Origin of the sequence: Pedobacter sp. SYP-B3415 (assembly GCF_004138205.1) — a bacterium.
Lineage (GTDB): Bacteria > Bacteroidota > Bacteroidia > Sphingobacteriales > Sphingobacteriaceae > Pedobacter.
This window is the reverse complement of record NZ_RXNQ01000036.1, coordinates 213,970-227,128: the sequence shown is the minus strand read 5'-3', so window position 1 is coordinate 227,128 and position 13,159 is coordinate 213,970. Positions and strand designations below refer to the sequence as shown.

Here is a 13,159-nt window from a genome sequence, read left to right as displayed (position 1 = left end):
GCGGCAATGTATAGAAGAACTTGTCATGAGCGGGCTAATGTTCGGTCAAGATGTCCGGTGAAAGTTTTGCCAAAGTCTAAAGCCCTTCGGATTCAACAAATGTGAAACTGTGGGATCGGACCGCTCACCGCCGTGGGGCTGCTTCCGAAACCGCAAGCCAAATTGTTCCTGCTGCGAATTGTGCGGTGAGGAATCTGACCTTTGCTCGTTACAAAGCTTTTTCCATCAAGTTGACGGCAATGCCCAGCACCAGGGAGGTCCCTCAGCGTTACACTGCGTTCAGCATAAAATCAAGGCTGTGTATCTTTTCTTGCATAAAAGCATTAAAAGTCCGACGGCGGCGGGAAAATGCCCGGCTGTTCGCAGCTCCAGACTTAAAAACGGCGTTATGAGTGGTTATGCTTATGGCCTTGGGTCCTTATTTGTTACTCGTTATTCCCAAAGAGTTCCACTCCCTGGTTCTTCCCAACTCCTTAAAACATTGCAAGACTTTTAATACTTTTCTGCGGCGAAAAGATACAAGGCCGGTTCACACCCATCAGTGGCAGTAATCAGGCAAAACTGCCATCAAAACCACCGCTGTACCTAAAACCCACAGACACAAAATTCAGGGCTTTGAATCAGAAGATTCAGGCAAATATTGCCTTGAGACTGTTCAGAAGAATCCTATTTTGTTCTGCAAATTTTTACAGGGCAGCAATGAATGTTCAGTGAAGGTGCTACAGACCGGACACTTAATTTAGCGTATATTTGAGCACCACAGACAATCAGATCACTTATAATTCTCCAGTCCGGTAATGCTCAGACCCTGGGATCTTCAGATTAACATCAATGTGCACTGTGAGCGCGCTATCTACGTTCAGATCGCTGACGCAGTCATTGATGCTATTAAATCGGGAAAACTTCAAAGCGGCGATGCCTTGCCCGGCAGTCGGCAACTGGCTACACAGTTAAAGTTAAACCGCAATACAATTATTGATGCGCTCGATCTGCTGCTTGCTGAAGGCTGGCTCGAGGCCCGGGAAAGAAGAGGCACCTTTGTATCCGGCCGTTTGCCGTTTCCTGAGCCGCATGCAGATACGGGCGGGATTTCTGTCGCATCTCCCGCACAGCCGAAAATTGATATTATTTTTGACGATGGAGTGCCCGATACACGGATCGCACCCATCGCTGAGCTTGCAGCGGCGTACCGGCAGATCTTCAGCCGCAAAGGCCGGTGGCAAATGATGGGCTACAGTAACGCCTCGGGCGATCCCGACTTCAAAGAAGCCATTGTGCGGATGTTGAATTACAAAAGAGGCATGCGGCTATCAGCACCCGAAGTCTTTGTCACCAGGGGTAGCCAGATGGCGATGTATCTTGCGGCCCACAGCCTTCTGAAGCCGGGTGATCTGGTTGCGGTAGAAAATCCGGGGTACAAGCCGGCCTGGCAGGCCTTTCAGCATGCCGGTGCGCGTCTGCTGGCTGTGGGCGTAGATGCGGAAGGATTGAAGACCGATGAATTAAAAATCTTGCTGGAGGCGAATCACCCAATTAAGGCGGTATATACCACGCCCCATCATCAGTTTCCTACAACGGTTACCCTTAGCCTGCAGCGGCGGCAGGAACTGATCACTTTATCAAACAAATACGGTTTCACGATTATTGAAGACGATTACGACAATGAGTTCCACTTTGGCCAGCAACCGGTTTTGCCCTTAAGCAGTTCTGAAAACGCTGCCCATTTCATTTATATCGGGACCATGAGCAAGATCGTAGCCCCGGCCCTGCGCATTGGTTACCTCGCTTCTTCGGCAGGCCTGATTTCGCGCGCAGCAGAACACAGAAAAATCATAGATGCACAAGGCGATAATATGATGGAGCAGGCCGTTCTGCAACTGATTAATGAAGGCCATATAAAACGTCATTTGCGCAAGGCTACACAGTTATATGAACGTAAGCGCGATCTGTTCGACAACCTGATCCGGCACCATCTTGATGGAAAGGTGAAGTTCCGGAAACCCGATGGCGGACTGGCTTTCTGGCTTGAACCGAACGAACAGACAGACTTTACCAGGTTGACGGCATCGCTTAACGCTAAAGGTGTTCAGATCCTGCATCCCGAAAGCTTCAGCTTTGCAGACCCGGTAAACGGCATGCGCCTGGGTTATGCATCACTGAATGAGGCAGAGCTGGAGCGCGGAATAAAAACAATAGCTGGGCTGCTGTAGGCACTTTTAAGGCGGCGCTTGTTCAGGCGGGAACGTGTTCCGGGCAATCGATTTGCAGGGATTCGGGACCCAGAACCTGGTCGAGCAGGCTGCAGTAACGCGCACTGCCTGGCTGCCGGTAATGCAGGCAAGTCTGACACATGCGCTGCTGCGGGATAAAGCCACTTCTGTGCAGCGCGGAAACGAGGTCACTTAGTGTCTGATACAGCAATCCACGCTCCTCGTTCTGAAGCATTTTTAAAGCAGAAAGCAGGGGCTCGGTGTACCGGATAACTTTCTGCGCGGTCTGCCGGCCAAATTCGGTAAGCCCGACAATCTTTTGCCCCGGCCGGTTGCCCGGCATCCTGCAGAGCAGCTGCCTTTGTTCCAGGGCACGTAAGGTATCGCTCATGCTGGCCTTACTCACCTGGAATTGGCGCGCAAGACCCGTAACCTGATGATGAGCCGTGCTTTTGTTTGATAAAAACACCAGCAATTGCGTCTGGGCAGGATTAAGCAGCAGCGGCCGTCCCGTTTTCCATGCCGAAGTTTTCAGTACCTGGCCAATGCGTTCAAGTACGGCCAGGATCTTTTCATCGGTCGTTGAAGGGTCATTCAGTTGGCCGGCGCTAGTCACAACCTTCCATTTCGATGATATAAAAACCCTGGGTTCTGATCAGCGCTTCCATTTCGGCGGTGGCGGCTTCCTGGTGGCAATAGCGGCACTGCCGGGCGGATAAGGGCTGACCTTCCTGCCCCTTAAAGGCCAGGTACATTTTGCCCATTTCATAAACTGTTGTCTCGTCAACAATGTGGTCGGGGACCAGGATATCGAAATGCATGGTGCTGCCATCTCTCCTGGTTACATAAGTGTCCCAAACTGCAACTTTCATTTTGTATTTGATTTACCCCTGTGGGGGATGTAGAAAAGCTCCGCCCGGAGGCGGAGCGGTTATTTATCCTTTTACATCAGCCAGTGAGGCGCCGAAATTGATGTGCAGCACATTACCATTTGGTGTAACCAGGGCCGGCACTGATTTGATTCCTGCATGCTCGGCTTCGCTGATACGCGATTTGTCATCGCCGAGGTGTACGACTTCTACGTTTGATTCACCGATCAGGTTGATGATGTCTTGTTCAGCGCTGACACATACCGGGCAGCCTGCATGATAGAAAATTGATTTTGACATGTTGTTTTTGTTTACCGTGACTTAATTGTCTATGCAAACATAGTTAGGAGACCTAACTGGCAGCTGATCCAGTTTAGCGGTTTATTGGCAGGAACTGGACGGGAAGGAAACTTCAATCTTAAGGCGTATAACAGCTTTTGATGAACTGCGCAAATCTGACAAGGCATTATTTTTGGCGCCCTTACGGGTGAATGGCGTGGTACACAAATATTTTTCTGAACGGTTATGGTGACCGGGATTAGCACCTATATTGCCATAGAATGATATGACTTTGCAGTTTTATGAAGTTTAAAATATACTATCTGCTGCTTCTTCCGATATTATGGGTAAGTTGTTCAAGAATGCCCAGACGCCATGAGAAATTTAATAAGACGGAATGGACGCAGAAAGACGATTCGGCATTCCCTCCACCATACCGGGATTTAATGCTTAATGATCTGTTGAAAAATTATCAACTGATTGGGTTGCATTTCTCGGAAATTGTGGAACTTCTTGGCAATCCGGACAGCAAAGAAGATAGTGTTGCAACCTATTGCATCGCTATTGAATATGGAGGTGACACAGACCCGGTTTACGAAAAAAGTCTGAACCTGATTTCTGACAAAGATTCAATCATCCGATCCGTCAATACAAAGATCTGGAACAAGGGCGACTAAAGTTTTATGGCGTTTGCATAACAACTCGTTATAAAGCTTAACGGGCAGTTTATGCGCCGCTATCTGTCCAGTCTGCACATTTGTTTTGGAAAAATATGATGTGGCAAAAAAAAATGTATTTTCATTTCCTATGACGATCTCAGTAAAATCCATCTGTCTTTTTCAGATTTTTCTTGCAGCCGCCGTGGTCTTTGTAGTCTTTGCGCTAATAAGTGAAAGGGTTTTATTCAGGTCAACCTCGTCGATACCTTCCTGGTGTTTAAGGAATCAGGAATCTATTGGGCAACAGCAGCCTTGAGTGGGGTTTTCAGCGTCATTTACCTGGCTCTTGAACAGGGTGGGCGTCCGGTTGGCAGGATTACGGGTTTACTTCATGTTATTCTTTTTGCAGGCAGTATACTCGCGTTCATCTATTTTGCTTCGCTGATAACCGGCCCCCGACTTTACAGCCTGGAGCAAAACTTTTTTAGGGACCAGCTTCCGCGGTACGGACTAAATGCCGCGCTAATTGCCCTTCCGATGAGCTTTCTGGTATTTTTTTATGGCGTGATAGCTGTTTTTGTCAGAAAAAAACGACGCTAGCCGGAGTTCTGCAGGCTTACATCTCTGAGCAGCAATTAACGACTTTGCGAAATTTGTAACTTCTTCAGCAATTTGCCTTTACGGCTGATGGCCTGCACGAGTAACCTGTCGCCCGCAGGCGCAATGGAGAAGGTCATAAAACCCTGGATTGGTGCAAAAAAGTCGAATGGGCCACGGGGTTTAAGTTTTTCATTAGCTTCAGACCCTGCCCCCGAGATGAAATGATGTGTGAATTTGTCTTTCGGCTTATAATATTGCAGATGATGCTCGTGCCCGGAAATGTACAGGTTCACTTTGTATTTCTCAAAAAGTCCTTCCAAACTTTCACGCATTTCTGGTTTGTTCAGCGCACGGTTTCCTGCTGTATACAGCGGATGGTGACCAACAACGATTTTCCACTTAATATTTGGAGAGGGGTCAGACAAAACCTCTCCGAGCCAGCGCTTTTGTTTCGTGCTATCCTGCTTAACCAGTTCCTCGCGGTAGTGTGAACGGTAGGATGAGGGCTCAAGCGGGTTGGTGTCTATAAAAACAAAAAGCACTTCAGCGTTTTCAGCTAGTTTCCGCTTGAAACTATAGTACCTGTCGGGCATGTTCCAGCGCCCGCTTACTTTCGAATAGTCTACTTCGGCCTGCGCATTCTGATGATAATCGTGGTTGCCGAGTATGGCATACCAGGGGCGGTGCAGCGGATACTGGTAGAATACATTTTCGAAAGACAGAGTCCATAGGGGATCCTGCACACTTTGCACACCATCAGGGTAGATATTATCGCCGGTTGAAATAATGAAGCTGGCGTTGATGCCGGTTACGGCCTTAGCCAGTGTAGCGGCGATGTCTTTCTGGAAGTACTCACCTCCCCGGCCAAAATCGCCCAGCACGGCAAACTCAAGCGCACCATCAATCGACTCAAGTTGGCGGATATAGCCACCGCGGTAACCCTTGGCGTATTCTGCATGGTAGTCTTTTGTCTGTGCGGCAACCGGTAACAACCAGGCGGAAAGGATCAGAAAAAAGTAAAGCTTTGTCATATACGAAGAAAAAATATTGCCGGCACATGGCCGGCAACAGGCTTAATGTTAATAACCGGGATTCTGAACAAGGTTGGGATTCAATGAACGCTCGCTGGTAGGAACCGGGTAGATACGTTTGTTGGGATCGGTATTGTTCTTAAAACCCCATGCATCTTCGAACCGGCCAAAGCGGATCAGGTCGTTCCGGCGCCAGCCTTCCCAGGCAAACTCGCGTGCGCGCTCGTCAAGCAGGTCGTTCAGGCTTACCGCGGTCATTGCGGGTGCTTTGGCCCGCGCCCGTATCTTGTTGACCAGGACCAACGGTGTCTGCAGCTCGCCATTTACTGTTGTCGCTGCAGCGCCGCGAAGAATGGCTTCAGCTTTCATCATCATTACGTCCGCGAGCCGGAAAACAGGCATATCGTTACCCTGATACCGTGTGCTTGGGTTGGCATTGCGGTCCGGATAAAATTTGATAGAACGAACGCCCTTCGCCTTACCCAGCTCATCGTTGCCAACATCCATCGTCGCGGGTTTGACAAGCGTCATCTCAGGCGTAAAATTCAGGTGATAGTTTACCGCAGCAGCACCGTCACTGCCGCTGTATGAGGCATCGACACCTTTTTTCGTCGATTTGATAATGATCGGACTTCCGTCATTTTCAAACTGCGGACCGGCCAGCCAGGTATTGTTTCTCACGTCACCGGTCAGGTTAAACTTCTGATAAAATTCTTTGATTGTGCTGAGTGCGATACTCGGTCTGAAAGGAATATTGTATTTGGCCTGTAATGAGGTGTGCAATCCGAAACGGGTAAAGTGGTTGCCATCGGCCAGGTTGGCATCATACGGCACAGCAAAAATCGTCTCTTTTGTAAGCGGGCCGTTTTCAGGGGCAAATACTGTATTATAATCGGCATCGAGCGAATAAATGGTTCTGGCTTTGTCCAGTACGCTGTCTGCCATGGCAACCGTCTCTGTAAATTTCGGCTGGCCGGTGTAATACTGAGCGTTCAGATATAGTTTTTCAAGCAGGGCAAAGGCCATCCACTTTGTCGGCCGCCCATACGTTTGCTGACCGGCAGCAGCGCTCAGGGAAGGCAGAGCCTCACGCAGTTCTTTTTCTATAAAGCCAAAAACTTCTGTTCTGGGCGCCGTCTTAGGCGGCGTTGATACCGGGAAACTGGAAATGATCGGTACGTTTCCATACAGGTCCATCATAAAATAATAGAAGAGTGCCCGCATGGTACGCATTTCTGCGATCGACATTTTTTTTGCGTTGCTTTCCGGAGCGGCCTCAAACAGGCTGATGATGCGGTTACAGGTATTGATACCGCCGAAGCCCCATTCCCAGTTAGATTTTACGTTCGGGTGGTCGGGGTTCCAGGTGTGCAAATGCAAAAACCGGTATTGGCCGCCGTCGTCATAATTGCCATCGCGTGCAGGAATGATCGCCTCGTCTGTAGACAGTTCCTGCATGCGCCAGTATTCAACACCATAAATGGAGCGAAGCTGGGTATATACCGGTCCGGTAGCAGCAATAAAACTTTCTGGCGTGGTCGGGAAATTTGATGGCGTAAACTGTGATTCGACGGCAACATCAAGCTTGGTGCAAGATGCGGCAGCCATCAGAAGCAGTGCGGGTATGAAGATCTTTTTCATTTTTCTGAATTAAAAAGTAACGTTAAGTCCAAGAAGGAATGACCGGGTTTTGGGATAGAAGTTATTGTTGTCGATACCCGGAGTCAGGCCACCCATATTGATCTCGGGATCAATTCCACGGTATTTGGTAATGACGAACAGGTTGTTGCCGGTTGCATAGACGCGCAGCCTGTTAACAGCATTGTTTTTGAAGTTAAAGCTGTAACCCAAAGTCGCGTTATCCAGGCGCAGGTATGAGCCGCTTTCCAGAAAACGGTCGGTGAGCAGGTATGCGTTGTTATCGGTCGGCGACTCATCAAGGGTAAACCTTGGAATATTCACAGACGTGGCATCCAGCGGACTGTTCAAATTAGCAAGTGTAGCGTTCAGGATCTTATTGCCTGCTATACCCCGAACAAAAAAGCTTAAGTCTACATTTTTGTAGCTGAAACTGTTGTTCCAACCATACATCAGGGTTGGCTGCGCGTTTCCGGCGTAGACGAAATCATTAGAAGAAGGAGAAGTTGTAACTGTGCCATCTGCCTTCTGCACCTGCGTAACGCCCTGTGCATTTTTGCCGGCATACTGCCAGATATTGAACGTCCCGACCGGATAACCTTCGCGAACAATCTGCGATGAGTTCCCGGATTGTCCTTTTCCGCCCAGATAGGCCGTATACACGTAAGGCAAGGTGAAACGGTCATTAGAAAGGGATTCTACATTGTTCTTGTTGTGCGAAATGTTTACCGAACTGGTCCACTTCAGTTGCGAACGTGTAAGCGGCCTTACGTTCAGCATCAGTTCAATTCCCTTGTTGCTGATCTTCCCGGCGTTAGCGGTCAGGGTGTTTACAAAATACTGTGTGGTTGATACGGGGTAGGTCCAGATCAGATCAGAAGTACGTTTATCGTAGACCTCAAGCGAGCCGCTTAATACATTTTTAAACAGTGTAAAGTCTAGTCCGAGGTTTAGCATGCCGGTGTGCTCCCATTGCAGGTCAGCATTTTCGTTCTGCGATGGTCCCACCGCATTGATGTAGTTCCCGTTGTAATAGAACCGGCCGGTGGTATTGTATAACAGGATCCTTGTAAATGGGCCGAAACCAAGGCTGTTGCCCGACACGCCGTACGCTGCACGCAGTTTAAGATCATCTACAAATGAAACGCCCTTCATGAAATTTTCCCTGCTGATATTCCAGCCTGCAGATACCGATGGGAAATAACCCCAGCGTTTGTTCGGTCCAAAGGCCGATGAACCGTCGCGGCGTAAAGATGCCTGGAACAAATATTTACCATTGTAGCTGTAGTTCACCCTCCCGTAAAAAGAGATGAGCCGGAGGGTGGAGATCGTTACACCCGGATTGTAGTCAACCACAGTGCCCGCGGGAGGATCGCCGAGGCCCGGGTTATAATAACCGAGTGCATCTGTTATGAAGTTGCGGTTGCTGGTTTGAAACCCGTCATTCAAACGGTCCTGTTGCCAGGAATATCCGGCCAGGAGTTTAAGACTGTGCTGACCAAAGTTCCTGTCATAATTAAAGAACGATTCCAGAATGGTCCTCGTGTTGGTGTAGGTGTTGCGAATCGCATAACCGTTGTAGTTCAGGGCCAGTCCTGAGAGCCGGTTGTAGTAGGTGTCATTATTGGTCTGCTCATCCTGGTGCGATATGCTAAGTGAATATTTTAATCCGGTGAGGATATTTGCCTCGGCCAGCGCGTTTCCAAGAAAGGTTTTTGTCTTGCTTTTAAGGGTATTGTTATCGATCAGCGATACGGGGTTCAGGTAGTTCCGCGTGCGCGAGAAATCCTCAGAGTAACTGCCATTAGGTTGTTTGACCGACACTGTGGGCAGGTAGGTGAGCATATTCTGATAAACCAGATCGGGAACGTTTTGTCGGCCGCTAATGCTGTTCGTTCCGGAGATGTTAAGTCGCAATACATCGCCAAAAAACTTACGGTCTACGTTTGCACGGAGAATAAACCGCTCAAGCGACGATGTTTTGATGATCCCTGCATTATCGAGATAGTTCATGCTTACATTATAGGCGGTTTGTTTGCTCGTTCCATTAAAAGAGAGGTTGTGGTTTTGTGAGTAAGCGGTACGCGTAACCTCCTTTTGCCAGTCTGTATTTGCTCCCGGAATATTGTCTGTAGCATTCAGGCTGCGGTTATTTGCCGCCAGGTAACTGCGCAGGTCATCACCTGAAAGCATTTCAATGCGGTTCGATACGGACTCGGTTGCGCCATAAGCGGTGTACGAAAGGCTGGACTGACCTTCTTTTGCGCGTTTAGTTGTAACCATGATTACACCATTTGCTGCCCTCGAGCCATAAATTGCTGCAGACGAGGCATCCTTTAGTACATCGATGCTCATGATATCATCCGGTGCCAGCAGGTCGATCGATGCACCCGGAACACCGTCAATTACATAAAAGGGCTGCTGCGCACCATCGCGCAGGGTCGAAGGTCCGCGAAGAATAGCGGTACCAGCATCATTGGGATTACCGCTCCGCGTGATGTTTAAGCCGGCCACCTTTCCCTGAAGTAACTGAGCAGGCGAGCTGACTACACCGCGGTTAAATTCATCAGCCTGTACCGAAGTTACTGCACCTGTCAATTCAGACCTGCTTGATCTGCCGTAGCCGGTTACCACCACCTGCGAAAGGGCGGTTGCGCTTTCACGAAGTACCACAGAAAGTGAAATTTTCGCGCCAGGCTGCGCATCGTAGCCGTTCAGGCTTTTAGTGATGTAGCCGATATAGGTAAATGTGAAATTGTAATTCCCCGCAGGCTGGAGACGTGGGAAATTAAAAATCCCCTCGTTATTGGTTACTGTATTGACCGATTTCCCGGTCTGGGTATCTTCTGCCTTAACAGTTACACCAATGATGGGGTTACCGGTGGTATCCCGTACCAGGCCGGTTGCCGAAGCAAAGCCCTGGGCCTTTGCATGATTTGTGGCCAGCAACGTCCAGCTCAGCAGGAGCAGGGCAGCCAGCGTGTTCTTAATTAGTTTGGTAAAAATTTGTCGCATTTTTTTGAGTGTGAGCTGTAATTATTTTTTTATGATGATGTAAGAGCTGTCTGTTTTAATGTATTGTAGCTTGTTTAAAAGCATAATGGTTCGCAATACCTGGCCGGAAGAATCTTTACGCATGTCAAATTCGCCTGTGAAATAGTACTTCTTTAAGGGAAGGTCGGAGTGGATGCGGATATTATAGACGCGTTCGAGATGGCTGATCACTTCGGGCAGTTTCTGATTAACGAATCTGAGGCTGTCGCCCGTCATGCTGGTTGATGAACGCAGCACAGGCCTTGGTGCATAAACAGGTTGGAATGAAGCAACGCTGGTTTTTTCGCTGCGCGCATCAAACCGCAGTTCCCGCCCCGGTGCCAGGTAAACCGTCTCCCGGTTTTTGCTCTTGTACCGCGTTACCTTCACGAGACCGCTCAACAGGTGCACCGTTGTAACAGGATTTGCCGGCCTGGAGCAGATGTTAAAAACCGTTCCGAGCGCCGTGGTAGCGAGCGGACCGGCGTAGACGGTAAAAGGGCGGCTTCTGTCTTTCGCTACATAAAAGCGTGCTTCACCGCGCAGGTAGATCTGCCGGCGCTTTGCATTCGGCGATACCGCATAGCGGATAGCGGCTCCAGGCATCAGAACCACGCGCGACCCGTCGCTTAACCGGATTGAAGACGCTTTGCGCGTTCTGTTTAAAGCTTTTTGCCAGGCCACATCACGGATGACTACAGCCGGACGTATAGAAGCAGTTGTTGGTGGTGAAGCTGGTTCAGAAATATACAGGTACGAAACACAGATGCATAGAAGGACGGCGGCTATTGCAACCGCGAACCGCCAACCCTGGAAATTGCCTCGGTCCGGCGCATGATCCAGACCTGTCTCAATTGATGCCAGCATGTGCATCGACTTTTCCGGTCCGATTGTTCCCGGGTCTTCTGCCGCCCGCCACTCTTCCTCAGAAAAAACGCGCTCCAATACCTCGGGGTGATCCTGAAAGTAGCGGTATACCCGTTCTGCTTCTTCAGCGGTACATTCTCTGTTCAGAAATCGTTGTATCTGGGCGTAATCAGGCTGCATATACCATCAATACGCATGTGGAGCCCGCAGCCCCCAAGGCTTAACAATTTGTTAATGTCCGTCTGGCTTAAAAGGCATCGCGGTAGAGACGCAGGCTTTTAAGGGCAAGGTTGATGTGGTTCTCTACGGTTTTTTCAGCCAGGCCAAGCATTTCTGCAATTTCCGCATTGCTCAGGTGATTGTAGCGACTCAGCTTAAAAACTGTTTTACGAACAGGCGGTAGTTCTTCGATTGCGCGTTCAATCTGGTTGAGCTGCGCTTTTTCGTCTAACCGCAAATGGTCTACATGAATGATATCGTGTTCAAGCTGATTGATGTGGTTGTTGCGGCTGGCGTCTTTGCGCAATTCATCTATGGCGGTTGTGCGCGCAATTCTGAACAACTGAATGTCGAGATCAAGCGTGTCTGACAAGGATTTCCGGCTGTTCCAGAGTTTTATAAAGCTAAGTTGTAAGACTTCTTCAGCAAGGTAGGCAGAAGAGGTCTTTTTTAGGAGAAAGGCATATAACTTAGGGTGATATTGATGATAAATTACTTTGAAGGTGGCCATGCAGCCCCGCTTCAGCGCGTCGATGTCGTTCATTTCGCAAAGATTCGACATGTGTATTACCTTAAGCGATGCGCTGCGTTAGCGAATCGTTAACGTTGAACGCGCTATGCCTGCAAGGATTTTGGTTTTGACAGCCGCTCTTTTCTTTTCCGGGTAAGATAGTTGCGAATGGGAATGTCAAAAACGATCATAACGAGGTATGCGGCAGCTGTGAGCAGCACAACGGCAATGAGAATTATGAGGGTGAGCCGCAGGGTGCCGGGCTTGTTGGCTGTATAGTAATTTCCAAACATCCACAGAACGGCATAATGTGTCATGTAAAGCGGATAAGATATTCTTCCTGAAAACACGCAGACTTTGTGCAGGGCAGGTGATGATGTTGTTCCTGCACCCAGGGCAATAAGCAAGGGGAAATAAAACAGCACGACAAGCGGTTCAGAAACCCGGTTCCAGTCAGAAAAAGGCATGAGGAAAGCCAGTGAGAGCAGAACAGAGAGGCCGGCAAAACCAAGCCCGTTTTTGATGATCCAGTTTGAGCGGTAAATGAGCAATCCCACGAGGAAAGAGTAGGAGATCCGCGCGCAGCCATCCCAGAAGGTCGGACCGCTCCAGCCGCCAAGAAGGTTACCTGCGCGCCAGGCTACCCAGCATAGCGCCGCGCCGGCCACTATGGTGAGAATCAGGATAGCGCGCCGACCCAGTTTATAAAGCACCAGTGCGTAAACGATATTGGCTATGTATTCCCAGAAGAGTGACCAGGATGGTGCATTGAAGCTAAAGAGGTTAAAGCCCCGGTCTTCGACAACCGGAAAGGGGATCAGGAGGATAGAACAGACGAAGACCAGAAGAATTCTGCCGGCGTTGTACACTTCAGGGTGGCCGCCAAAAGGATCAAATAAGAATGCCAGCAGTCCCAATACCGACCCTGCAATAACGAGGGGATGCAGCCTGATGATTCTAGCTTTGAAAAATTCCATCAGGCCGATTTTCCCGATGCGGTCATCATACGCATAAGCGATAACAAATCCGGAGAGACAGAAAAAAAAGTCGACAGCAAGGAAACCGTGAGCGATGAAATTTTTTGTGAAATCTGTATAGGCCCATTCCATAAAGTGAAATACCACCACGGCTAAAGCAGCAACACCACGCAGCCCATCAAGCACATCAAAGTGTTGTTTGATATGCAAAATTGCCGGGGCAGTGTTGGTTCTTTCCATGTGTTGTGCTTTGTGGTGGCAGTACA

General features: G+C 49.1%; 11 protein-coding genes. 2 read left to right on the top strand and 9 right to left on the bottom strand.

Going from position 1 to position 13,159, the window contains the following annotated elements; all coding sequences use genetic code 11:
• Nucleotides 1–797 precede the first annotated feature (797 nt).
• Nucleotides 798–2,210, top strand: a complete 1,413-nt coding sequence (locus tag EJV45_RS18315) for a PLP-dependent aminotransferase family protein (RefSeq protein WP_129718070.1) — start codon at nt 798–800, stop codon at nt 2,208–2,210.
• A gap of 22 nt (nt 2,211–2,232) precedes the next feature.
• Here the strand turns inward: EJV45_RS18315 and EJV45_RS18310 are convergent, their stop codons facing one another.
• The 3 genes from EJV45_RS18310 to EJV45_RS18300 form a co-directional block, all read right to left on the bottom strand.
• Nucleotides 2,233–2,826, bottom strand: a complete 594-nt coding sequence (locus EJV45_RS18310) for a MarR family winged helix-turn-helix transcriptional regulator (protein ID WP_165305103.1) — start codon at nt 2,824–2,826, stop codon at nt 2,233–2,235.
• Nucleotides 2,819–3,082, bottom strand: coding sequence for a DUF2024 family protein (locus EJV45_RS18305; RefSeq protein WP_129718066.1), 264 nt, complete (start codon nt 3,080–3,082; stop codon nt 2,819–2,821). The genes EJV45_RS18310 and EJV45_RS18305 overlap by 8 nt, the downstream gene beginning before the upstream one ends.
• A gap of 63 nt (nt 3,083–3,145) precedes the next feature.
• Nucleotides 3,146–3,379 (bottom strand): thioredoxin family protein, encoded by a 234-nt coding sequence (locus tag EJV45_RS18300; protein ID WP_129718064.1) that lies wholly within the window; start codon nt 3,377–3,379, stop codon nt 3,146–3,148.
• Nucleotides 3,380–3,660: 281 nt separating this feature from the next.
• Here EJV45_RS18300 and EJV45_RS18295 point away from each other — a divergent pair, with 281 nt between their 5' ends.
• A complete protein-coding gene (locus tag EJV45_RS18295; protein ID WP_205942424.1) occupies nt 3,661–4,035 on the top strand; it encodes a hypothetical protein in 375 nt (124 codons plus the stop codon).
• Nucleotides 4,036–4,652: 617 nt separating this feature from the next.
• Here EJV45_RS18295 and EJV45_RS18290 read toward each other — a convergent pair.
• The 6 genes from EJV45_RS18290 to EJV45_RS18265 all read right to left on the bottom strand — a co-directional run bounded on the left by EJV45_RS18290 (nt 4,653) and on the right by EJV45_RS18265 (nt 13,133).
• Entirely contained in the window at nt 4,653–5,648 is a 996-nt protein-coding gene (locus tag EJV45_RS18290) for a metallophosphoesterase (RefSeq protein ID WP_129718059.1), read from the bottom strand.
• Nucleotides 5,649–5,696: 48 nt separating this feature from the next.
• Complete coding sequence (locus EJV45_RS18285) at nt 5,697–7,289, bottom strand: RagB/SusD family nutrient uptake outer membrane protein (RefSeq protein ID WP_129718057.1); 1,593 nt, start codon at nt 7,287–7,289, stop codon at nt 5,697–5,699.
• Nucleotides 7,290–7,298: 9 nt separating this feature from the next.
• Entirely contained in the window at nt 7,299–10,301 is a 3,003-nt protein-coding gene (locus tag EJV45_RS18280) for a SusC/RagA family TonB-linked outer membrane protein (protein WP_129718055.1), read from the bottom strand.
• Between the two features lie 21 nt (nt 10,302–10,322).
• Entirely contained in the window at nt 10,323–11,366 is a 1,044-nt protein-coding gene (locus EJV45_RS18275) for a FecR family protein (protein WP_129718053.1), read from the bottom strand.
• A gap of 67 nt (nt 11,367–11,433) precedes the next feature.
• Nucleotides 11,434–11,949 carry a sigma-70 family RNA polymerase sigma factor gene (locus EJV45_RS18270; RefSeq protein ID WP_165305102.1) on the bottom strand — a complete coding sequence of 172 codons (516 nt, stop codon included), beginning with the start codon at nt 11,947–11,949 and terminating at the stop codon, nt 11,434–11,436.
• A gap of 71 nt (nt 11,950–12,020) precedes the next feature.
• Complete coding sequence (locus EJV45_RS18265; protein WP_129718049.1) at nt 12,021–13,133, bottom strand: acyltransferase; 1,113 nt, start codon at nt 13,131–13,133, stop codon at nt 12,021–12,023.
• Nucleotides 13,134–13,159 lie beyond the last annotated feature (26 nt).

What these genes read in the sequence shown, in the direction of transcription:
- EJV45_RS18305 (WP_129718066.1), bottom strand. Translation starts at nt 3,082, where the DNA reads ATGAAAGTTGCAGTTTGGGACACTTATGTAACCAGGAGAGATGGCAGC.
- EJV45_RS18300 (WP_129718064.1), bottom strand. Translation starts at nt 3,379, where the DNA reads ATGTCAAAATCAATTTTCTATCATGCAGGCTGCCCGGTATGTGTCAGC.
- EJV45_RS18295 (WP_205942424.1), top strand. Translation starts at nt 3,661, where the DNA reads ATGAAGTTTAAAATATACTATCTGCTGCTTCTTCCGATATTATGGGTA.
- EJV45_RS18275 (WP_129718053.1), bottom strand. Translation starts at nt 11,366, where the DNA reads ATGCAGCCTGATTACGCCCAGATACAACGATTTCTGAACAGAGAATGT.
- EJV45_RS18280 (WP_129718055.1), bottom strand. Translation starts at nt 10,301, where the DNA reads ATGCGACAAATTTTTACCAAACTAATTAAGAACACGCTGGCTGCCCTG.
- EJV45_RS18315 (WP_129718070.1), top strand. Translation starts at nt 798, where the DNA reads ATGCTCAGACCCTGGGATCTTCAGATTAACATCAATGTGCACTGTGAG.
- EJV45_RS18285 (WP_129718057.1), bottom strand. Translation starts at nt 7,289, where the DNA reads ATGAAAAAGATCTTCATACCCGCACTGCTTCTGATGGCTGCCGCATCT.
- EJV45_RS18270 (WP_165305102.1), bottom strand. Translation starts at nt 11,949, where the DNA reads ATGAACGACATCGACGCGCTGAAGCGGGGCTGCATGGCCACCTTCAAA.
- EJV45_RS18290 (WP_129718059.1), bottom strand. Translation starts at nt 5,648, where the DNA reads ATGACAAAGCTTTACTTTTTTCTGATCCTTTCCGCCTGGTTGTTACCG.
- EJV45_RS18265 (WP_129718049.1), bottom strand. Translation starts at nt 13,133, where the DNA reads ATGGAAAGAACCAACACTGCCCCGGCAATTTTGCATATCAAACAACAC.